Below are 19935 nucleotides of genomic sequence, written 5' to 3'. Positions count from 1 at the left end.
CACCGCGGGCGCCCGCTGCCGGCCGCCGATGCGGGGCCCGGTCTTCGCCGCCGCCGCGCTGCTCCCGGTCGGCGTCGTGCTGATCACCCAGCCGACCTACCGCTGGCAGTACGTGACCGTCGTGATCACCATCCTGACCGTCCTGTGCGTCGCGGTGCCCGCCCTTGTCGGCGCGCTGCAGGCGCAGCAGGCCCGGCTGGTCGCGGCGCTGCGCGAGCGGGCCGAGTTCCTCGCCAGGACCCGCGACCTCGAACGGTCCGAGGCGCGGCAGCGGGAGCGATCCCGGATCGCCGAGGAGATGCACGACCACCTCGGCCACCGGCTCAGCCTGATCGCCATGTACTCGGGCGCCCTGGAGGTGGCAGCGACCGACCAGGACCCGGAGCTGGTGAAGGCCGCGTACCTGGTGCGCTCGACGGCGCGCACCGCGCTCGACGAGCTGCGTCACTCCCTCGGCGTGCTTCGACCGGGCCGCCCGGCGGAGTCCACGGAGGCGACCGGGACCCGGGTGGACGTCACTGGGTTGGTGGCGGCATCCCGGGCCGCGGGTGTCAGCGTGACCCTGGACTGGCGTGGGCCGGACCTGATCGACGCGCGGGTGCCGGTGCGCCAGGCCGTGCACCGGGTGGTGCGGGAGGCGCTGACGAACGTGCACAAGCACGCGGCGGGCGCCCTGGTCGCGGTCACCGTCTCAGCGGGGTCCGAGCGGGTCACGGTCGAGGTCCGCAACGGCCCGGGCGGAGTGCCGCGGCTGGCCGGGACGGGCAGCGGCCTGGTGGGGTTGCGGGAGCGGGTCCGCCTGGTCGCGGGCGGGCTGACGGCCGGACCGACGGCGGACGGTGGTTTCGTGGTCACCGCGGTCATGCCGCTCACCGGCGAGGGCCCGGTCGCCGAAGCCGATGTCGAGGATCAGGCAGCCGAGTCAGTCCCGGCTCGTCCGCTCGCCGCGCGGCTGGCCGCGGTGCTGCCGGTCGCGGGTCTGGCCGCCGTCGCGGCGATGGTGCTCACCACCCTGGCGTTCGTGCCGCCGCCCGCCCCGGCAGACCACGAAGACCCGTTGGCGGACATCGAGTTGGGCATGACACCGGAGGACGTCCAAGGCTGGTTCGGGCCGAACGTCGTGTCGGCGGAAGCCGCCGCCTTGGGCCACGAGCCGCCGTGGCCGGATGACACGTGGTGTTCGTACGTGCCCGCCGACGACCCACCGGACTCGGAGACCGCGGCGATCTTCCGCTTTTGCTTCGCCGAGGACGAGTTGGTGGAGAAGACCTGGTTTGAAATCCCCGTCTCCGAGGACTGACCCATGCCGATTCGTGTTCTGCTTGCCGACGACGAACCCATGATGCGGGGCGCTGTGGGGCTGCTGTTGGGACAGGCGCCCGATATCGAGGTCGTGGCCGAGGCCGCTGATGGGGCGGAGGCTGTCGCGGCGGTTCGGCGCTTGGAGATCGATGTGGCGTTGGTGGATATCAGTATGCCTGAGGTGGATGGGTTGGCCGCGGTTGAGGAGATCGCGCGGATCGCTCCGTCGGTTCGGGTCATCATGCTGACCACGTTTGGTGAAGAGGAGTATGTGGATCGGGCGCTTCGGGGTGGGGCGGCGGGGTTTCTGCTGAAGGACGCTGATCCGGGGCAGATCTTGCATGCGGTTCGTGCTGCTGCTGCTGGAGACGCGGTGCTGTCACCTGGTGTGGCGCGGCACGTCATTGATCGATCGCTTGCCGCGCCTGTGGCTCGCGCTTCACGTGCCGCTGAGCGGCTCGCGGCACTGAGCGCCCGTGAGCGCGAAGTGCTGGTATGGATCGGACGTGGCCTGGCCAATGCCGAGATCGGGACCCGGCTGGGATTGTCCGCGGGCACAGTCAAGGTCCATGTGAGCCGCATCCTGACCAAACTCTCCTGCACCAATCGCGTTCAGGCGGCGATCCTTGCTCATGAGGCTGGACTGCTTGAGCCTTCCCTTGGCGCGCCCGCTGACGAGAGCCTAGGGGACCGTGGCGGCGCCGGACCACGGTTTACCGACCGTCCGGACGGTCCCCCTGGCGTAACCAGCACCTAAAATTCCGGGGAGGCGGGCTGGCTCAGCGGCCGAAGAGGCCTACGAGGGTGCCTGCGGCCAGCTTGTGGCCGCGGACCGCGTCGTGCACCTGGTCCGCCGTGGCGTCCGCACCGAGGCCGAGGGGCTCGTCGACGGCGTAGAGGCGGAAGAAGTACCGGTGCGGATCGTCGCCGATTGGGGGTGCGGGTCCGTCCCAGCCGGTGCCACCCCAGCTGTTACGGCCCTGCGTGACGCCCTCGGGCAACTTTCCCTCAGGGAGTTCGTTCACATCGGGTGAGATGCCGGTCGCCACCCAGTGCACGAAGGTGCCGTCCGGCGCGTCCCGGTCTTCGCAGACCAGGACCAGTTCCTCGGTGCCCTCGGGCGGTGCCGTCCACTGCAGCGGCGGCGAGGCGTTGTCGCCGTCGTGCGCGAACCGGTTGGGAATGAGCGTGTGGTCGGTGAACGCGGCGCTGCGCAGCTCGATGATGTTGTCCGGGATCGGGTCGTCCATCGACCGGCTGCCCTTGCTCAGCGAGGTCGGGGCCAGCTCCGCGGGCGCGTCGTCCTGCCGTACTTCCTCGGTGACGTTGTCGACGGCCTGGTCGTGCGGGACGCCCCGCCGCTCTCGATCCGCCCGGAGGCGAGTGCGTTTCACGTCGTGCTTGTGACTGCCGGAGTGTGGCATGGTGGAACCTCCTTCCGGTTGTCTGGGTTACCCAAACCCCGCGATGCCAATCGCCGCGTTTCGGCGGGGCCGCTCCCGGTTATCCAGTGGGTGGGAGGCGGGATGTCTGTTCCGGTGGTCATCGAGTCCTCGGGCGGTGAGCTGCCCGGTGACCTGGCGGTACCGGCTGACGCGCGCGGGATCGTCGTGTTCGCCCACGGGTCGGGCAGCTCGCGGCACAGCAGCCGCAACCGGGCGGTGGCGAAGGTGCTGCGGGACAGCGGGTTCGCCACCCTGCTCATGGACCTGCTGACCGAGGAGGAGGAACAGGTCGACCTGCGGACCAGGGAACTCCGCTTCGACATCGACCTGCTCGCGTCCCGAGTGTCGACCGCGGTGGAGCAGATCCGCGGGCAGCCGGCGGTGCGCGGACTCCCGCTGGGCCTGTTCGGCGCCAGCACCGGCGCGGCGGCGGCCCTGGTCGCGGCCGCCGACGACCACTCGGTGCACGCCGTCGTGTCCCGGGGAGGCAGGCCAGACTTGGCCGGGGACGCGCTCGCCCGCGTTCAGGCGCCCACGCTGCTCATCGTCGGCGGCCTGGACACCCGGGTGCTCACCCTCAACGAGCAGGCGAGCCGAGCACTCACGGCGCCGAACCGCATCGAGGTCATCCCCGGAGCGACCCACCTGTTCGAGGAGCAGGGCACGCTGGACCGTGTCGCGGACCTCGCCGCGGCCTGGTTCCGCGACCACGCCCCCTAGGGCTGCGCATCCGAGTAGTGGCAACCAGGTCCGGACCTGCCGAACGCAGGTCCGGACCTGATTTCGTCAGGCGGGAACGGGGACCGGCGTGTGCGCGAGCATGGCGTCGGCGGTGGCCGCGTTGAGCGCGACCTTGATGTTGGCCAGCACGGAAAGCCGGATCAGCGCGCGCACGTCGTCGCCGTGCGGGTGGGAGCTGAGCGGGTCCCAGAAGAAGACGAGCAGGTCGATCTCGCCCTGGGTGACCAGCGCGCCGATCTGCTGGTCGCCGCCGAGCGGGCCGCTGCGCAGCGCGGTGACCGGCAGGCCGAGCTGGTCGGTGAGCAGCCGACCGGTGGTTCCGGTGCCGTACAAGCGGAATCCGGCCAGTTCGTCCGCGCGGCGCCGGGCCCAGGCGAGCAGGTCGGCCTTGCGGGAATCGTGGGCGACCAGTGCGATCGACCGCGGCCCGGACGGCGGGGGCGCGTCGTCGAGCAGCCAGCTCGGGTCGGCCAGCGGGTACAGGTGGATCGCGGCGGAGCGCAGTTCCTGACGGGTGATCCGGCCGTCGCCGTCGACATCGACCGAGGCGAAGTCGAGCGCGGCGAGCTCGCGGTCGAGGCCGGTGGCACCGAAGATCCGGTCGTATTCCTCGGGTTCGACGGAGCCGCTGCCGTCTCTGTCCAGCGCGTCGGTCAGGGCATCGATCGCGCGCAGGGTGGAGTCACGGAAGTGCGGGTCGCCGTCGAAGCCGCCGCGCGCGGTGGCGGCGACGAACTCCTGCTCACTGATCCGGCCACCTCGGTCGGTGTCGGACACGGCCGCGAGCTGGGTCCACATCTCACTGTACGCGTCGTGCAGCGCGGCCCGGCGGCGGGTGTCCTCGGGCGCGGTCAGCTGTTCGGCGACCCGTCCCGCGTAGGCGATCAGGTCCTCCCGCGCGAGGTAGCCGTCGCGGTCGAGGTCGTACATCCTGAACATGGCGGTGATACGGGGCAACCAGTCCTCTGTGGACACAAGGGTTCCTTGTCTCGTCATGCGTCGCTGGATGAGCGCCGCTTACCTTTCCGGTCCGGAGCCTGCTTGTCGATCATTCGATTGGGTGAAGATCACCGGCCGGTCGCGAACCGTCGGTACGCGCCGGCGACGTCGATCACGATGTCGCCCCAGCGAACGTGCGCGGCGATCCACGGCGCGGCGGCCTCATGGAGCGCGAGCACCAGGCGCGGAAGTCGCGTTGTTCGGACAGGGGCCGTGGATACCGGACAATGTCCGGCATCGGTCAGGCCCGAATGTCCTCTTCGGACGGTCGCAACCACCCGCGGTGGAACGCCTGCATCCCAGCCTGGAAACGGGTGTCGGCCTCCAGCGAGGTCATCAGCTCGTGGATGTGCCTACTCAGGGTCCGTTCCGTGATGCCCAGGGTCCTGGCGATCGCCCGGTCCTTCATCCCGGTCGCCATCAGCGCCAGCAGGCGCCGGTCGCGCCGGCTCGGCTCGCCCTGGCGCGGGGCCGCCGAATCCCCGTCCAGCGGCACGGCTTTCGACCACAGCCAGTCGAAGCACTCCAGCAGCGCGTCGAGCAGCGGCGAGGCCCGCACGACGAGCGCGGAGCTGGTTTCCCTTCCCCCGAACACATTCGGCACGAACGCGACCTTCCGATCGATGATTATCATCTTCATCGTGACGGCGTTCAGCGTGCGCGCCCGCTCCCCCGCGCGGACACACTCCATCATGTAGTCGTAGTGCTCCGGGTTCTCCAGCGAGGACCTGTCGTAAACGCACCGATAGGACACCCCTCGTTCGAGCAGCCGCAGTTCCTGGATGTTCTGCACCGGGGTGACGTCGAGATACGGCGGGGCGTCGACGATCAGCACCTCGTCCTTCGCGCCGAGCTGCGCCTGGGCGATGTGCTGAGTGGTGGCCTCGTAGCCGTCGATCATCTCCACGAGCCCGGCCCGCACCGTCGGGAACGTCTCGTCGAGCCGCTGAGCCAGCTCCCGCGACGCGGTGCGCAGCCCCTGCAGCTCCTGGTCGCGCTTGGCCACGAGCGCCTCGACGGCCACATCGGGCGGCGCGGGGACGAACCGCACCGGCCGGGTCCGCAGCCGGGCCACCAGGCCGGCGTCGATCAGCCGCCCGAGACAGCGACTGGCCGACGCGGTGGACATGTTCACCAGCTTGGCCAGTTCGGCCGACGTGACCTTCCGCGCGCCGAGCAGCGCCAGATAGGCCGCGTTGTCGGACTCGCTCAGACCGACCGGCTCAAGCAGATACATGTCGTGGCCTTTGGGGGCTGGGTTCCGGCACCTTCGGGTGGTTGGGCTTGATTCGGGGACCCCTGGGATGACCCTGCGGGTCGAGAAGGTGGGGAGGGAGCCCCCGACCCCCGCGAGGGTAGGGCCATCTCCGCCCCGAATAAAGCCCCACCACCCGAAGGTGCCGTCGCGTTCATGACCTCGTCTTTGTGCTGGGGTGCGGCTGCGGTGTGCTCGGGCGGCCCGATTTCCTCCGAGACGGGAGCACCGACCGGGTGGAGGGCGTGGGCCACCCGGTCGGTGCTGCTCAGATCGGCCGATCAGGTCAGTAGACCTGCCAGCCGAAGGTCGTGCTGCCCGTGCCGCCGCCGGAGTCCTTGGCGGTCACCGTGACGGTGAAGACGCCCCGCGCCGTGGGTGTTCCGGTGATCAGGCCGGACGAGCTGATCGACAGGCCCGCGGGCATGCCCGACGCGGTGAAGGTCAGGGCGCCGCCGGCGGTGCTCGACGCCTGGATCTGTAGGGGCTGGATGCTCCAGCCGACGAAGCCCCACTGGTCGTACGGCTTGGTCACGGTGACCGTGCCGCCGCTCTGGCCGCTGGTGACCGCCCAGGTGAACGAAGCGGAGTTCGTCCCGTTCGCACTGTCGGTCACAGTGACCTTGACCGCGGAAGTGCCGGTGGCCGTGGGCTTCCCGGAGATCAGCCCGGTCGACGAACTGATCGCCAGACCCGACGGCAGCCCCGTGGCCGAGTAGCTCAGCGTCGCACCCGAGGTGGAGCTCGACGCCTCGATCTGCAGGCTGACCGACGTGTTGACCACAGTGGACTGGTCGCCCGGATTGGTGACCGTGACAGTGCTTCCGGTGTCGCCGCCAAGCGCGGCAAGGGTCTTCGCGGCGTCGGCGAGTCCCGCGCCGCAGCCGCCGCTGCAGGTGCCCGGCAGGGCGCGGGCGTTGTCCTTGATGGCCTTCTCGACCTGGGCCGGGGTCAGGTCGGTCTTCTTCGACACCATCAGCGCGGCCAGTCCGGCGACGTGCGGGGCGGCCATGCTGGTTCCCTGGTAGAAGGCGTAGGACTCCGCTCCCGGCGTGGTCGTACCCGAGTTGAGGGTCGACAGGATGCCGTTGCTCCGGTCGGTCGCCGTCCACGTCTCACCGCCGGGGGCGGCGATATCGACGATCGTGCCGTAGTTGGAGCCCGCGGTCCCGTCCGAGCGGAACTGAGCCCGGTTGCCGTCGCGGTCGGTGGCCGCCACGGTGACGACGTTGTCGCAGTTCGCGGGCTGGGAGCCGGAGGTGTCCTGGTTGGAGTTGCCCGCGGCCACCACGACCGTGCTGCCGCGCTGGACCGCGCCGTTGATCGCGTTCTGGTAGGTGCTCGAACACGAACCGCCGCCACCGAGGCTCATGTTGATGATCTTCGCGGGTGCCTGGTTCGCGGGGATGCCGCTGACCGTGCCGCCGGAGGCCCAGATGATGGCGTCGGAGATGTCCGAAAGGGACCCACCGCACTTGCCGAGCACCCGGACCGGCTGGATCTTCGCGTCCGGGGCCACACCAGCGACACCCTTGCCGTTGTTGGTGACAGCGGCGATCGTCCCGGCCACATGGGTGCCGTGCCAGGTCGAGTTGTGCGCCTGCGAGCCCTGGCCGCACTCACCGGCGGTGGCCTGCCAGTCGCCCTCGTCGGCGGGGTTCGAGTCGCGCCCGTTGTTGTCCCGGGAGTCGCTGGTGCTGGTGATGAAGTCGTACCCGGCGACGATCTTCGCGTCGAGGTCGGAGTGCTTGACATAGCCGGTGTCGATCACCGCCACGGTCACCCCGGACCCGGTCGCCGCCGACCAGGCGCCCGGCACCCGCATGCCCGCCTTGTCCTCGAAGTAGTGCCACTGCTTGGCGTAGTCGGTGTCGTCGGGGTCCGCGGTCGCGTACATCCGCACGTCCGGTTCGACGTAGGCGACGTCGGGGTCGGCCTGGAACGCCCGCATGGCCGCGGTGAGCGCGGCCTGGTCCACACCCCCCAGGTCCACCAGCACACCCCCCGTGGCGAGGCGGCGGCCGAAGTCGAGGTCGAGTCCGCGGGCCCTCGCCTTCGCGGACACGTCCTGTCGGGCCGCGTCGTCCGAGCCCGCCTCGGCGGCGCGGGACTTGTAGCCGACGATGACCCCCGCCACCGCGGCGCGCTCAGTCGCGGCGGGCTGGTCGGCCGCCGCCGGGATCCACACGGACCCGAGGCCGACGCCCGCCACGGCGGTCACGCCAGCCGCGACCGCGGCCCAGATCTTGGTTCGCTTCATGTGATGAGTCCTTCCGCAGGGACGAGCACGCTTCGTGATCACAAACAGGAAGACGCACCCGAATGGGCGAAAGGTAATCCGGCGTTTTGCGGGATATAAGCCGCGGCACCAGACAATGTCCGGTATACGACAGGCCCGTCAGTCGGCTTCCGGATGAGCGCGGAGCAACCCGAGCCGCGCGGCCTGGATACCTGCCTGGAACCGCGTGTCGGCTTCCAGCGAGTCCATGAGCTCACGGATGTAGCGGCTCAGGGTGCGTTCGGTGACGCCCAGGGTCCGGGCGATGGCCCGGTCCTTCATGCCCGCGCCCAACAAGGTGAGCAGGGCCAGGTCACGTTCGCCGTCGGGCGCGTCAGGCGCCCCCTGGTTCCCCGACCCGGCGGGCATCGCGACCGGAACCGCTTGGTGCCAAAGGGATTCGAAGCACTGCACCAGCGCGTCGAGCATCGGCGAGGCGCGCACGAGCAGCCGGGTGCGGGTCTCGGTCTGGGTGAACGAGACCGGGATGATGGCGATCTCCCGGTCGACGATCTGCATCTTCATCGACACCGAGATGAGTGTCCGCGCCTGCTCACCCGCCCGGACGCACTCGACCAGGTCGTCGAAGTGGCCCGGCTCCTCCAATGCGGGCCGGTCGTAGATGCAGCGGTAGGCGACCCCGCGCGCCAGGTTCGCCAGCTCCCCCTCGTTGCGCACGGGCGCCCCCTGCAGGTAGGGCGGCGTGTCGATGATCAGCACCTCCGCCCGCGCCTGGGCCTGGGTCTGCTCCAGGTGGTGCTGGATGACCTCGTCGCCTTCGAGGAGTTCGACGAGACCGGCGGGCCCCGACGACGCGGGCCGCTCCAGCCGCAGCGCCAACTCGCCCGCCGCGATCCGCAGGTCCTGCAGTTCACGCCTGCGTCGCGCGACCAGCGCCTCCACAGCGGTGTCGGGAGGGGCGGGCAGGTACCGGGTCGGCCGGGTCAGCATCTTGGTCACCAGTCCCGCCCCGACCAGCCGCGTCATCGCCCGCCGAACCGAGCCCACGGGCAGGTGCACCCGGTCGGCCAGCTCGGCCAGGGAAGCCTTCGGGGCCCCGACCAGCGCCAGGTACACCGCGTTGTCGGATTCGCTGAGCCCGACCGGTTCGAGCAGATACGCCATGGGCACACCGTAGGAGATGGCGGGCGTGGACGGGTGCCCACGAATCGTGTCCTGTTCACGACATCGTCCGGTAGCGGACCGCGAAAGTCACGCGATTCGCCCTACAGTCGACCCGTGCCCGTTTCGCGGGTGCGACGCCGGCTATCGGCAGGGGGTAGCCGGCGTGTCGGTGCCCGCCCGCACTCAGAAAGCCCTCGCGCGGGCGGGCTCCACTAAGGAGATGCCACACCTCCAATCCCTTTCGGGATCGCGGGAACTCAGCGCGGCGTCGGCTTGCCGCGGTGGGCGGGGAAGGCCGTGCCGCTCAATCCGGCGGGCGACGCTTCGGGGGTGATCGTCGCGGGCGGGAACGGCGCCGCGACCGTGGTGCCGAACGTGTCCGTCGCCGGGGTGGACATGGTCCAGAACGGCTTGAACGTCGTGCCGGTCGCCCCGAGACCGATGTAGTCGCCGACGAAGAAGCCCCGCGCGTTGGGCGCTTGGCGCATGTCGAACGAGAACGGGGAGACACGCTCCTCGCTCCAGGTGGCCCCGCCGTCGCTCGACCTCAGGATCCACACGTCGGTGGTGAGTGGGGTGTCCGCGGCCGTGTCGTTGCGGAAGTCGTAGTGCAGGACCGCGACGTTGCCCTGGGCGTCGACCTCGATCGCCGGGGTGAACGCCTGGGTGGACGCGACCGAGTTGATCCGCACGGCCGGCGTCCAGGTCCGTCCGCCGTCGGTCGACTTCGAGAACGCGATCTGGTCGCGCTGGAAGCCGGACCACCGGGCGTCCTGCCACACCACGTAGACCTCGTCGCGGCCGGGCCGCTCGTCGGTCGCGATGGACGGGATGATGTCGCCGGTGCGGACCGGCGCGCCGTCGCGGGGATCGCTGACCCCGACCGTGCCGAGCCGGCCGACGACGACCTCCCCGCTCCAGGCCGTGCCCTTGTCGGTGGAGCGCAGCACCGAGATCGTGCCGCCCTTGCGGCCGAGCTGGTTGTCGTTGCGGAACACGGTCATGACGTTGACCAGGTCGCCGACACCGGTGACCGAGATCTGGTTGCCGATGGTCTGGTCGTTCTGGCCTGGGTCGAAGATGTTGCGCGCGGGCTCCCAGCCGGCCCCGCCGTTCGTCGTGCGGGTGAAGTAGGTCGGGCCGACGAAGGCCGCCGCGGTCAGGAAGGAGACGCCGCCCGCCCGCTCGTTCGGGAAGACCAGCCGGTCCCAGACCCCGTACACCAGGCCGGGGTTGTGCGGGTCGGCGGTCATCGAGTTCTTGTCGTTGAACACGTGCGGGTTGGTGTCGCGGATCAGCTCCTGGGGCGGGCCCCAGGTCAGTCCGCCGTCGAGGGACTCGCTCACGAGCATCGCGTTGGCCAGGTCGCGGGTGTCGTTGAACGACAGGCTCATCTGGTACGCGTGCCCGTCGGGCCCGAACGTGACCCACGGGTCCGTCGCGCGTTCGTAGTCGCCGACCCCTCCGGGCGCGGCGCCCGCGCAGCGGGAGAACTTCGGCAGCGCGGCCACCGGGAGCTGGAACCAGGAAAGGCCGCCGTCGTGGGACACACTGGTGCCCAGTCCGCTCGCGCCGCCGCTGGAGAAGCGGTCCTGCTGGTACACGCCGATCAGCCTGCCCGGGTTGGTCGGATTTACACCCACCCAGGGCTCGACTTCGGAACCTACGAACAGGGTGCCGTTCTGCGGCGCCCCGTGGCAGCCCGGCGCGAACAGGCTCGGCCCGCTCGCCTGGCCGAGTGGGCCGACCACGGCCGCGGCGGGCGCCACGGCGAACGTGGCGGTCAGTCCGGCTACCGCGACAACTGCCAGTGACACTGAATGGGCTCGTCTTGACATGGGCTCATCGCCCGTCCCTTCGTCGCCCCCTTCCTTGTCACTCGATCGGGCGACGACGGGTGTTACACCTGCGGCTTGAGCATCTGCTGGACCGCCCAGCCGTTGCCGTCGGGGTCGCTGAAGAACACGAACCGGCCCCACGGGAAGTCCTGGACCTCGCTCGCCTCGACGCCGTTCGCGACCAGGTCGGCCCGCGCCGCCTCGATGTCGTCGACCACGACCTGCAGGCCCTCCACCGACCCCGGCGCGGCCTGGGAGACGCCCGTTCCGATGGCGATCGAGCACGCCGATCCGCGCGGGGTGAGCTGGACGAACCGGATGTCGTCGCTGACCCGGTGGTCGTGGTCGGCGACGAAGCCGACCTGCTCGGTGTAGAACGCCTTGGCCCGGTCCACATCGGACACGGGCACCGCCACCAGTTCGAGCTTGCAGTCCATGGTCTGTCCTCTTTCGGTCGCGCTCGTTGACAAACCCAAGCTATCGACCGTTGCGGACAGGTTCAGTCCGCAGGCCGCTCTGGGCGGATATTTCGCAGCGAAATTCCGTCCGAGTCGGAGATCCGGTCGGCGCCTATCGCCCGCAGACCCTCCCCAAGGCGCTCGCGGGCCTGGCGCAGGAGGGTGAGGGAGTTGGTGGAGGTGCTGGGCACGGCCTCGCGGTCCAACTCGGCGCCCTGCCCCTCGACCAGGTAGGTCTGCAGCGCCGCGGCGACCTCGTCGACCGCCTTGAGGGCCTGGTAGATGGCGAAGTCCCGGTTGTCGTCGTCAGCCATGGCCCGAGTATCCGCCACACCGCCCGGCACGGCCCGATAAGGATCACACCGCGCGACGTCCGTGAGCCCGTAGGGTTTCGGTGTGAGCGACGCACCCGACGAACGCGCCTGGACCCGGCTGCGGCGCGTTCTGCGCGCGTCGGACCGGCACGAAGGCGTCCTGAAGACGGTGCGCACGGTCCGCAGGCTCGCGCCCGGCCAGATGGCTCCCGCGATCGGCGACCGGCCCTCGGACCGCATCGCCCGGCTCATCGCCCAGGCCGGGACCGACCAGCCCAGCGCCGTGCGGGAGCTGGGGCTGACCGCGGTGCAGGTGTGGCAGGCGCTCAGCGGCTCCGGTGGCATGGCCGCCGACGGCGCCGAGGTCACCATCCTGTTCACCGACCTGGTCGACTTCTCCAGCTGGGCACTCGAGGCGGGCGACGACCAGGTGCTGCGGCTGCTCGGCGAGGTCGGCGACGCCAGCGACAAGGTCATCACCCGGCACGGCGGCACGGTCGTGAAGTCCCTCGGCGACGGGGTGATGGCCGTCTTCCGCGACGCGGGCCCCGCCATCGACGCCGCCTACGAGGCGTGCACCGCGATCAGCGCCATCACCATCGAGGGCTACCGCCCGCAGCTGCGCACCGGGCTGCACTCCGGCAGGCCGCGCCGCGTCGGCACCGACTACCTCGGCGTCGACGTCAACGTGGCCGCCCGGGTCGCCGCCGCGGCGGGCGCGGGCGAGGTCCTGGTGTCCGGACCGGCGCTGGCCACCGTCGACACCGACCGCTACACCATCCGACGCAGGCGCCGCTTCCGCGCGAAGGGCACGCCCCGCGACCTCGAGGTGTTCTCCGTCGTCCCGCGCTACGGCGACGACGTGCACGGTCGGTGACCACGGCGACACCCTTCTCGCGGACGGTGATGGAGCGGTAGAGGGCAGCATCGCGGAGTGGAAGGCGTGCGTTCACTGAGCGCACCGACGCCCGAATCACGCTCAAACCCCTCAACGCCGCAACGGGATTCTTCGACGGCGGCTGGTGGCCCCGGTCCCGCGAACCCGTCGAGGAGTTCTCCGCGCTGATCGCCACTCTCACCGAACGGTTCGGCCCGGTCGACCGGATCGGCTACCGCCGCGGCTCAGGGGACACCGCGCCCGACGAACTGCTCGTGGGCGAGAACACCGTGCGGCTGCGGGGTTTTCGCGCGATGAACGCGCACACGATCGTCCTCATCGGACCGCGTCTCGGCCGGTTCACCTTGCTCGGCGTGCCCGCGCACGCCGCCGCCGATCTCGCGAACACGGCGCTGGACCTGGTGGCCGCGGCGGACTGTGTCGCCGACGCCGCGCACATTCTCACCGATATTTCCCCATTCTGAACGGAAGTCCCGCTCTATGGCTCTACTCAGGATGTCGACACCCTGCGCGAAGGGCAGGTGCTGTAGGGCTGGCCGCACTGCGTGCAGGACGCGGCGGTCACCCAGTCGGCGATCGACAGCAAGCTGACCCTGATCGCGTTCGAGGCGATGAACCACTGGACCGCGACGGCCGGTTCAACCTGCACGTGTTCCACAAGAACGAACTCGCGGGCTAGTGCTCGGTCATGCACGCGCTGCAGCTCACCGGCAGCACCGGCGACTACGGCCGCAGGCTGCGCGCGGTCGTCATCGGCTTCGGTGCCACCGCCCGCGGCGCGGTCACCGCGCTCAGCTCGCCGACCCACTCGGCGAGCATCGTCCACCTCGAGAGCGACGACACTGACCCGCGCGGCAGCCACGCGATGACCGACAGCGGCCGCAAGCCGCCTGCCGACTTCCTCGCCGAGCACGACCTCGTCGTCAACTGCGTGCTGCAGGACACCGAGGCGCCACTGATGTTCCTGATGGAGGAGGACCTCGACCACAGCCCGTCACACCTGTGGGACGCCGCCACCTGGGAGATCAGCGAGGCGCTGCTCCCCCACCTGCGGACCGTGCTGTCGGGCCCGGCGGCCTGGGAGGCCGATTCCACCATCGGCCGGGCCATCGAGATCCGCGACGGCGTCATCCGCGACCCGAGCGTCCTGGCCTTCCAGGGCCGCGCCGCCGAGTACCCGCACGACCGGCTCATCCCGGCCGGGCAGTGACCTGTGCCACTGTCGGGAACAAACCGGCGGCGCCGGTGGTTGTGCCTGAAGGTCGTCAATTTTGTGTTCGTGTGTCAAAGCTCGCGGAAACGATGGTTGCGGGCGCTCTCTCTCTTGTTGGACAAGCTGGAGATGTCGTCGTCTGACCCGACCCGGGTACCGCGGTTCGCGGAACCCGATCCAGCACCACAAGTAGGAGAATTCAATGACTCAGGGAACCGTGAAGTGGTTCAACGCCGAAAAGGGTTTCGGCTTCATCGCCCATGAGGGCGGCCCCGACGTGTTCGTGCACTACTCGGAGATCGACTCCAACGGCTTCCGCAGCCTGGACGAGAACCAGCGCGTCGAGTTCGAGATCACCCAGGGCCCCAAGGGCCCGCAGGCCGTCGGCGTGCGCATCGTCTAAGCAGTACCCACGGACCGCCCGGCCCCTCGACCCTTCACCGGGTCGAGGGGCCGTTCGTGTTGTGACCGACGGTGTACCGTCGGGGATGCGAGAGGTGAGAAAATGACTGCGTTCGCTCCCAGCGACAAGGTGTCCACTCCGACGGTGCCCGAAGGCTGGCCGATCGGCTCCTACGACTCCTACGACGAGGCCCAGCGCGCCGTCGACCACCTGGCGCGCAAAGACTTCCCGGTCGAGACGCTGACCATCGTCGGCATCGACCCGATGCTCGTCGAGCGGGTGGACGGCAAGCTCACGTGGGGGCGTGTCCTCGGCGCGGGCGCCGCGTCCGGCGCGTGGCTCGGCCTGATGGTCGGACTGCTGCTCAGCCTGGTCACCGAGGGTGGCGCCGGGCCGCCGATCCTGATCGGCCTGGTCACCGGCCTCGGCTTCGGCATGGCGTCGGCCGCCCTCAAGTACCGCCCGGCGAAGGGCAAGCGCGACTTCGTCTCGCACAGCCAGCTCGTGGCCCGCCGCTACGACGTGCTCAGCCTGCCCCGCACCGCCGAAAAGGGCCGTGACCTCCTCGCCCAGCTCGTGCTGGCCGGACCGGCCAAGGGCTGATCCGTCACCGTTCCTCCCCAGGCCGCGCGGACCGTCGCCCTGCGCCGCTCGGCCCCCGCCGGGGCTTCCTGGCTGGGTCTGCAATGGCGACAGCTGCGGATCCCGGTTCCCGTCGTGAAGCGGTGACCTCAGGCTCGGGGTGACCACACCACCGGCACAGCGTCCGTGCCGTGCTGCACGAAACCCCTTGCGCCGTAACGGAATGTCAGCGCCTGGCCAGGATCAAGCCGCAACCCGGGACACCCGTCGAGCAACGCGCAGGATCGGGAAACGCCTCCTCATCGTAATGCGCGGCGGCGATACAGAAATACGCCATGCTCCCGGCGGCGATCGGCGTCCCGGCGATCTCGACTTCCTTGAGCACCAACCGATACAGCCCCGCCGACGGGTTCGCCCAGCGGAACGCCTCATCGATGGCGGGCTCGATCAGCGACCGGTCCGCGCGCACCTGCTCGAGCGCGTCGGGGTTGAGCAGGAGCGAGCTGATGGTCGCCGTCACCATCTGGATGGTCGTCTCGAACCCGCCCAGGATCAGCCCCACCACCGCGACGACACACGCCTCCAGCGAGAACTGGTCCTCGTCGAGGTGGGCCCGGATGATCTCGCCGAGCAGGTTGTCCTTCGGATCGGTGAGTTCGGCCTCGACCAGGGTCCGCGTGTAGTCGCTGAGCTCCTGGTAAGCCTGCATCCCTGGCGCCGCAAGCGCTTCCTCCATCGGCGAACCGAGCCAGCTCACGATGGTCCGCACCCACGCCAGCCCCTGGTCGCCGACCTCGTCGGGAATCCCCAACAGGTCGAGGAACACCTGCATCGGATACCGGGCGATGGCGTCCTCGACGAGTTCGGCCCGGTCCCCCTTGAGAGATCCGAACGTGCGCACGGCGATGGGAACGATCCGCTCCGCGTAGCGACGGCTCACCCCCGGGCTGAAGAACCGGTTGTGGATCCGCCGCTGCCGGGTGTGCTCGGCCCCGTCGTGCGCGATCATCGAGGCGGCCATCGGCCCCATGCCGTAGAACTGGGTGCCGAACGTCCCGGTGTCGCGCAAAGCGGCCGAGACATCCTTGTGGCGCAACACCAACGGCGCACCCATCCGCTGGTCGAACACGACCGGCAGCTCCCGCCCCAACACGGCCAACTTGCGGCCCAACGTCGTCGGCGCACTGAAGTGCAGCACCTCGTCACCGAGCACCGCGGACGTCGCCACCACCGTCGCCGCGGGCGACTGGCTGCAGAACGTCTTGCGGCCGCTCACCCGGAACCCGCCGTCCACGGCCACCGCGGTCGTCGTCGGCCACAGCCAATCGGAGCCGCCGCTGGTCGCGATGACGATCCCCTCTGCCGCCACGCGGCGCAGCACCCCCTCCGCGTCCGGCGCCCCTTTGCGGCGGCGGAATCCCTGCATGAGCGTCAGGTACTGGTGCATGGCACTGGCCAGGCCGGTCGCCCCGTCGTGCCGGGCCAACTCGGCCTGGGCGTAGAGCACCTGCCGCATCGTGGCGCCCAACCCACCCAGCTCCTCGGGCACGGACAACGCCAGATACCCCCCGCTCCCGCATGGCGTCGTACGCCTCGGAGACAAACGTGGCGTCCCGGTCATGCGCCGCGGCGTGCTGTCGAGGCGGCTGCGCCAGCTGGAGAACGCGGGGGTCGTCGCCCACTCGGGCAGCGCCTACGCGCTGACGCAGGCAGGCGAGGACCTTCGCCCCCTGGTCTTCGTCCTGGCCGACTGGGGTGCCCGCCACGCCTTCGGCGACCCCAAACCGGAGGAGCTGGACCCGGAGGTCCTGATGTGGTGGCTCCACGGCCGAGTGGACACCAGCGAACTCACCAAACGAGCCGTGATCCAAATCGAAGTCGCCGACCGCTCCCGCGTGTTCTGGCTGGTCCTGGAACCCGGCGACGCCTCGGTCTGCCACACCGACCCGGGCTTCGACGTGGATGTCGTCCTGGCGTCCGACCTGGCCACCCTGTACCGCGTGTGGGCGGGCGAGATTGACCTCACGGCCGCCGCCAAGACCGGCGCCCTGAGCCTCACCGGCACCCGCTGGATCGTGCGTGGCCTCCCCAGCTGGCTCCAACTAAGCCCAGCGGCGCCTGACGTCCAAGCCGCCCGACTGGCGAAAGCCGCGGACCGGTAACACCGTCAGCCTTTGCCGGGCGGATGCGGCAACCGAACATCCCGCGTCTCGTATGCGTGGAGTTCCTGGCGCAGCTCAGCCGTCACAGCCCACACCCCCAAGCCGAAAAAGCGTGCCGTCACACTGGCGGCCGCGCTCAGGCCCCGCGAGCGAGGTCCGACCGACCCAACCCATCAGCCAGGCGACAGCCACCGCCCACGCGGGAATGGTGGCCGCCCACCAAAGCGAGACCAGCCGCCGGGCCCGTGATTCAAGTTCGTTCGCCATGGCACGTCACCAAGCCGGATCAAGTCTGACGAACACCATGTACTGCTTTCCCCTAGATTGCTCGATCCGCGCAGCCGTCCGTTCAAGTCTCCATCACCATCACCGGCGCGCCGCCCAGGTCGCCACGACACGCTGAGGGACCGGCCACCGCCGGCCCCTCAGCGTCCGCCTACGCGGTGGCCAGCAGCCTGTTCGCCGAACACGCGATGGATCCGACGTTGCCCGCGGTGTAGCGGAACTCCCGCTCGGCCGCACCATTGGAGTTGATCACCTGCGAGTACCAGGACCGGAACAGCTCGAACTGGCACGCGCTGCCGGTCGCCCCCTGCGGGGAGTACCCGACGATGTAGGCGGCGGACAACGGGTTCGCGTTGTTCCACCACCACAGCCCGGTGGTGCCGGCGCCCATGGTGCCCGTCCCCGACACAGTCGTGGTGGTCTTGGTCGCCATCAGGATGTCGGCGGAGCAGGCGATGGTCCCGATGTTCTTGAGGGTGAACCAGAACTCGCGCTCGCCGCCGGGCTGCTGCTGGTACCACGTGCGGGTGACCTCGAACTTGCACGGCGAGGTGCTGGTCGCCCCCTCCGGGGACATGCCGACCACATAGGCGGCGTTGAGCGGGTTGGCGTTGTTCCAGTGCTTGGTCACCGACTGGCCCGCGTTCACCCCGCCGGTCGACCACGCCCCGATCGAGTTGGCCATGGAGTAGAGCATCACGTCCGTGCCGCAGGCGATGGCGCCGACGTTCTTGATCGTGTACCAGAACTCCCGCTCACCACCGAAGTTCTGCTGGTACCAGGTCCGCGTCACCTCGAACTCGCAACGCTGGGTCGTGCTCGCGCCCTTGGGCGACAAGCCCACCACATACGACACGCTCAGCGGGTTGGCGTTGTTCCACTTCCAGGTCTGGCTCGCTCCGGCCGCGACCGTGCCGGAGAAGAACGTCGTCTCCAGGCTCTGCGTCGTGGCGGGGCTCGCCGTCGCGGTCGGGGCGACGAACAGGGCGGCCACGGCCGCGAAGGCCAAAGCGGCCGCGATTCTCACTGTCTTGCGCATAGTGCTCCTCGACTTGTTGGGCTCTTGCCGCCGACCAGTGGAGTCCGCACCGGCTGTCGTCCTGCTGTGGGTCGCAAACGCCGTCCGCAGCCGTTCCACAGCCGAATCACAGCCCACCGCCCCGACACTCCGCACGGGAGGCGGCCAGTCCTGGCCGTGGAACTTCAGGGGAGGAACTGGTGTTGGCATCGAGGAAGTCGCTGCGGGTCGGCGCACTGGCGGCGTTCGTCGTCGCTCAGGCCTTCGCGGCAGCAGGCACCGCACAGGCCACGACGGCATCCGTGCAGGTGGCGAAGGGGATGCTGATCGTGCAGGCGGCGAAGGGGCAGGTCAACAAGGTCTCGATCTCACACGTCGGCGATCTTCTGGTGATCACCGACGCGGCGCCGATGGAGCCGGGCGCGGGGTGCAAGGGAATGAAGCCGACCGAGGTGGTCTGTCCGGTGAAGGAAATCGCCTCCCTGTGGATATCGCTGGCCGACCTTGACGACTCGTTCACCTACGTCGGAGCCCTGCGAGCCACCGTGGGAGGCGGCACGGGCAACGACACCGTCACCGGAGGGTGGGCGGGCGACACGATCGAGGGCGGCGACGGCAACGACATGCTCAACGGCGAGGCCGGTGACGACACGCTCATCGGCGGCGAGGGCAACGACCTCATCCAAGCAGGCTCGGACAACGACGCGCTCTACGGCGACTTCACCTACAGCGTCTCGACCTGCGGCACGCTCACGTACCGCTGTAACGACACCCTGTACGGGGGCGGCGGTAATGACCGCCTCTACGGCGGCTACGCCGGGGACAAGTCCTACGGCGGCTACGGCGACGACGTCATCCACGACCCGACCGGTGGCGGCCTGTTCAACGGCGGGCCGGGCGACGACGACCTCAGCGGCGGGTCACCCGCCATGCGAGACACCGTCGACTACAGCGAACGGACCAGCGGTGTGACCGTGATTCTCGGTCACGTCGACGCACAGACCGGGAGTCTTGTTCCCGGCAAGGGTGGCCAGCCCGGCGAGTCGGACCTCCTCGTCAACGTCCAGAACATCGCGGGCGGGTCGGGCGACGACATCCTGTGCGGAAACGACTCGGACAACCTGATCTCGGGCAACGGCGGTATCGACCAGATCGATGGCTACGGCACCGCGCCTTTCTGCATCGCCTGATTGCCCTGCCCAAACCGGTATCTAGATCGCGGCCTGGTCCTCTCCTCTACGGAGGATCATGCCGTGGACCATGTCGATCTAGCCGAAGTCCGACTGCTGGGCCCGCTGGAAGTCAGCGGGCCCGGCGGCGCCCTGCGGCTCCCGGGCCCCAGGCCACGCGCCCTGCTGGCGTTGCTGGCGCTGCGCGCACCCGAAGCGCTGTCCCGGTCACACCTGATCGACGCGCTGTGGGGTCCGACGCCGCCGCCGACCGCCGTGCGCACGATGACCAGCCACCTCACCCGCATCCGGCAGGCGCTGGTGGGCATCGGACTCGGCGGCCTCCTGGTCACCGTCAGACCCGGCTACGCGCTGCGGCTGCGGCCCGGGTGTCTCGACACCGCCCGGTTCGACGAACAGGTCCGCGCCGGCCGTCGCGCGTTGGGAGAC

22 protein-coding genes are annotated in these 19935 nt (G+C 69.8%); 11 read left to right on the top strand and 11 right to left on the bottom strand.

Features of this window, described 5'->3' with window-relative positions; all coding sequences use genetic code 11:
• Positions 1-1300: sensor histidine kinase (locus ACRDSQ_RS07820; protein ID WP_431420020.1), on the top strand; the 1300-nt coding region annotated here is incomplete at its 5' end.
• Between the two features lie 3 nt (positions 1301-1303).
• Entirely contained in the window at positions 1304-2059 is a 756-nt protein-coding gene (locus tag ACRDSQ_RS07815; protein ID WP_431420019.1) for a response regulator, read from the top strand.
• Positions 2060-2081: 22 nt separating this feature from the next.
• Here ACRDSQ_RS07815 and ACRDSQ_RS07810 read toward each other — a convergent pair whose 3' ends face one another.
• Positions 2082-2696, bottom strand: coding sequence for a YbhB/YbcL family Raf kinase inhibitor-like protein (locus ACRDSQ_RS07810; RefSeq protein WP_431420018.1), 615 nt, complete (start codon positions 2694-2696; stop codon positions 2082-2084).
• A gap of 132 nt (positions 2697-2828) precedes the next feature.
• Between ACRDSQ_RS07810 and ACRDSQ_RS07805 the strand changes: the two genes are divergently transcribed.
• Complete coding sequence (locus ACRDSQ_RS07805; RefSeq protein WP_431420016.1) at positions 2829-3467, top strand: dienelactone hydrolase family protein; 639 nt, start codon at positions 2829-2831, stop codon at positions 3465-3467.
• A 66-nt stretch (positions 3468-3533) separates the two neighbouring features.
• On the opposite strand, the gene ACRDSQ_RS07800 is transcribed toward ACRDSQ_RS07805, so the two are convergent.
• The 7 genes from ACRDSQ_RS07800 to ACRDSQ_RS07770 form a co-directional block, all read right to left on the bottom strand.
• Positions 3534-4463 (bottom strand): methylglyoxal synthase, encoded by a 930-nt coding sequence (locus tag ACRDSQ_RS07800; RefSeq protein ID WP_431420014.1) that lies wholly within the window; start codon positions 4461-4463, stop codon positions 3534-3536.
• 265 nt (positions 4464-4728) lie between these two features.
• The gene (locus tag ACRDSQ_RS07795; protein ID WP_431420012.1) at positions 4729-5724 is read right to left on the bottom strand and encodes a helix-turn-helix transcriptional regulator; all 996 of its coding nucleotides are present in this window, start codon (positions 5722-5724) and stop codon (positions 4729-4731) included.
• A 304-nt stretch (positions 5725-6028) separates the two neighbouring features.
• Positions 6029-8002, bottom strand: a complete 1974-nt coding sequence (locus tag ACRDSQ_RS07790) for a S8 family serine peptidase (RefSeq protein ID WP_431420011.1) — start codon at positions 8000-8002, stop codon at positions 6029-6031.
• A 138-nt stretch (positions 8003-8140) separates the two neighbouring features.
• The gene (locus ACRDSQ_RS07785) at positions 8141-9145 is read right to left on the bottom strand and encodes a helix-turn-helix domain-containing protein (RefSeq protein WP_431420008.1); all 1005 of its coding nucleotides are present in this window, start codon (positions 9143-9145) and stop codon (positions 8141-8143) included.
• 257 nt (positions 9146-9402) lie between these two features.
• The gene (locus ACRDSQ_RS07780; RefSeq protein ID WP_431420007.1) at positions 9403-10962 is read right to left on the bottom strand and encodes a sialidase family protein; all 1560 of its coding nucleotides are present in this window, start codon (positions 10960-10962) and stop codon (positions 9403-9405) included.
• A gap of 83 nt (positions 10963-11045) precedes the next feature.
• Positions 11046-11420 (bottom strand): glyoxalase superfamily protein, encoded by a 375-nt coding sequence (locus ACRDSQ_RS07775; RefSeq protein WP_431420006.1) that lies wholly within the window; start codon positions 11418-11420, stop codon positions 11046-11048.
• A gap of 62 nt (positions 11421-11482) precedes the next feature.
• Positions 11483-11755 carry a hypothetical protein gene (locus tag ACRDSQ_RS07770; protein WP_431420005.1) on the bottom strand — a complete coding sequence of 91 codons (273 nt, stop codon included), beginning with the start codon at positions 11753-11755 and terminating at the stop codon, positions 11483-11485.
• 82 nt (positions 11756-11837) lie between these two features.
• On the opposite strand from ACRDSQ_RS07770, the gene ACRDSQ_RS07765 reads away from it, so the two are divergent.
• On the top strand, positions 11838-12632 hold the full coding sequence (locus ACRDSQ_RS07765; RefSeq protein WP_431420004.1) for an adenylate/guanylate cyclase domain-containing protein: 795 nt from the start codon (positions 11838-11840) through the stop codon (positions 12630-12632).
• 95 nt (positions 12633-12727) lie between these two features.
• Positions 12728-13117 (top strand): DUF5994 family protein, encoded by a 390-nt coding sequence (locus tag ACRDSQ_RS07760; RefSeq protein WP_431420023.1) that lies wholly within the window; start codon positions 12728-12730, stop codon positions 13115-13117.
• Between the two features lie 26 nt (positions 13118-13143).
• Here ACRDSQ_RS07760 and ACRDSQ_RS07755 read toward each other — a convergent pair whose 3' ends face one another.
• Positions 13144-13302: a hypothetical protein gene (locus ACRDSQ_RS07755; protein ID WP_431420002.1), complete on the bottom strand. Its 159-nt coding sequence runs from the start codon at positions 13300-13302 to the stop codon at positions 13144-13146.
• Between the two features lie 39 nt (positions 13303-13341).
• Here ACRDSQ_RS07755 and ACRDSQ_RS07750 point away from each other — a divergent pair, with 39 nt between their 5' ends.
• The 3 genes from ACRDSQ_RS07750 (at position 13342) to ACRDSQ_RS07740 (ending at position 14872) form a co-directional block, all read left to right on the top strand.
• Positions 13342-13863 (top strand): hypothetical protein, encoded by a 522-nt coding sequence (locus ACRDSQ_RS07750; protein WP_431420001.1) that lies wholly within the window; start codon positions 13342-13344, stop codon positions 13861-13863.
• A 205-nt stretch (positions 13864-14068) separates the two neighbouring features.
• The gene (locus tag ACRDSQ_RS07745; RefSeq protein ID WP_431420000.1) at positions 14069-14269 is read left to right on the top strand and encodes a cold-shock protein; all 201 of its coding nucleotides are present in this window, start codon (positions 14069-14071) and stop codon (positions 14267-14269) included.
• Between the two features lie 102 nt (positions 14270-14371).
• Positions 14372-14872, top strand: a complete 501-nt coding sequence (locus tag ACRDSQ_RS07740; protein ID WP_431419998.1) for a general stress protein — start codon at positions 14372-14374, stop codon at positions 14870-14872.
• Between the two features lie 205 nt (positions 14873-15077).
• Here the strand turns inward: ACRDSQ_RS07740 and ACRDSQ_RS07735 are convergent, their stop codons facing one another.
• Complete coding sequence (locus ACRDSQ_RS07735; protein WP_431419996.1) at positions 15078-16472, bottom strand: cytochrome P450; 1395 nt, start codon at positions 16470-16472, stop codon at positions 15078-15080.
• Between ACRDSQ_RS07735 and ACRDSQ_RS07730 the strand changes: the two genes are divergently transcribed.
• Entirely contained in the window at positions 16369-17013 is a 645-nt protein-coding gene (locus ACRDSQ_RS07730) for a winged helix-turn-helix transcriptional regulator (RefSeq protein ID WP_431419994.1), read from the top strand. The genes ACRDSQ_RS07735 and ACRDSQ_RS07730 overlap by 104 nt on opposite strands.
• Before the next feature lie 436 nt (positions 17014-17449).
• On the opposite strand, the gene ACRDSQ_RS07725 is transcribed toward ACRDSQ_RS07730, so the two are convergent.
• The gene (locus tag ACRDSQ_RS07725; RefSeq protein ID WP_431419992.1) at positions 17450-18337 is read right to left on the bottom strand and encodes a hypothetical protein; all 888 of its coding nucleotides are present in this window, start codon (positions 18335-18337) and stop codon (positions 17450-17452) included.
• Positions 18338-18516: 179 nt separating this feature from the next.
• Between ACRDSQ_RS07725 and ACRDSQ_RS07720 the strand changes: the two genes are divergently transcribed.
• Positions 18517-19506 carry a calcium-binding protein gene (locus ACRDSQ_RS07720; RefSeq protein ID WP_431419991.1) on the top strand — a complete coding sequence of 330 codons (990 nt, stop codon included), beginning with the start codon at positions 18517-18519 and terminating at the stop codon, positions 19504-19506.
• 63 nt (positions 19507-19569) lie between these two features.
• The coding region (locus ACRDSQ_RS07715) for an AfsR/SARP family transcriptional regulator (RefSeq protein ID WP_431419989.1) at positions 19570-19935 on the top strand (366 nt) is incomplete at its 3' end.

Origin of the sequence: Actinokineospora sp. (assembly GCF_050699995.1) — a bacterium.
Classification (GTDB): Bacteria; Actinomycetota; Actinomycetes; order Mycobacteriales; family Pseudonocardiaceae; genus Actinokineospora.
The sequence above is the reverse complement of the archived record's forward strand: the minus strand, read 5'-3'. Positions and strand labels throughout refer to the sequence as shown.

What these genes read in the sequence shown, in the direction of transcription:
- ACRDSQ_RS07815 (WP_431420019.1), top strand. Translation starts at nt 1,304, where the DNA reads ATGCCGATTCGTGTTCTGCTTGCCGACGACGAACCCATGATGCGGGGC.
- ACRDSQ_RS07805 (WP_431420016.1), top strand. Translation starts at nt 2,829, where the DNA reads ATGTCTGTTCCGGTGGTCATCGAGTCCTCGGGCGGTGAGCTGCCCGGT.
- ACRDSQ_RS07795 (WP_431420012.1), bottom strand. Translation starts at nt 5,724, where the DNA reads ATGTATCTGCTTGAGCCGGTCGGTCTGAGCGAGTCCGACAACGCGGCC.
- ACRDSQ_RS07790 (WP_431420011.1), bottom strand. Translation starts at nt 8,002, where the DNA reads ATGAAGCGAACCAAGATCTGGGCCGCGGTCGCGGCTGGCGTGACCGCC.
- ACRDSQ_RS07785 (WP_431420008.1), bottom strand. Translation starts at nt 9,145, where the DNA reads ATGGCGTATCTGCTCGAACCGGTCGGGCTCAGCGAATCCGACAACGCG.
- ACRDSQ_RS07775 (WP_431420006.1), bottom strand. Translation starts at nt 11,420, where the DNA reads ATGGACTGCAAGCTCGAACTGGTGGCGGTGCCCGTGTCCGATGTGGAC.
- ACRDSQ_RS07770 (WP_431420005.1), bottom strand. Translation starts at nt 11,755, where the DNA reads ATGGCTGACGACGACAACCGGGACTTCGCCATCTACCAGGCCCTCAAG.
- ACRDSQ_RS07750 (WP_431420001.1), top strand. Translation starts at nt 13,342, where the DNA reads ATGCACGCGCTGCAGCTCACCGGCAGCACCGGCGACTACGGCCGCAGG.
- ACRDSQ_RS07745 (WP_431420000.1), top strand. Translation starts at nt 14,069, where the DNA reads ATGACTCAGGGAACCGTGAAGTGGTTCAACGCCGAAAAGGGTTTCGGC.
- ACRDSQ_RS07740 (WP_431419998.1), top strand. Translation starts at nt 14,372, where the DNA reads ATGACTGCGTTCGCTCCCAGCGACAAGGTGTCCACTCCGACGGTGCCC.
- ACRDSQ_RS07735 (WP_431419996.1), bottom strand. Translation starts at nt 16,472, where the DNA reads ATGACCGGGACGCCACGTTTGTCTCCGAGGCGTACGACGCCATGCGGG.
- ACRDSQ_RS07725 (WP_431419992.1), bottom strand. Translation starts at nt 18,337, where the DNA reads ATGCGCAAGACAGTGAGAATCGCGGCCGCTTTGGCCTTCGCGGCCGTG.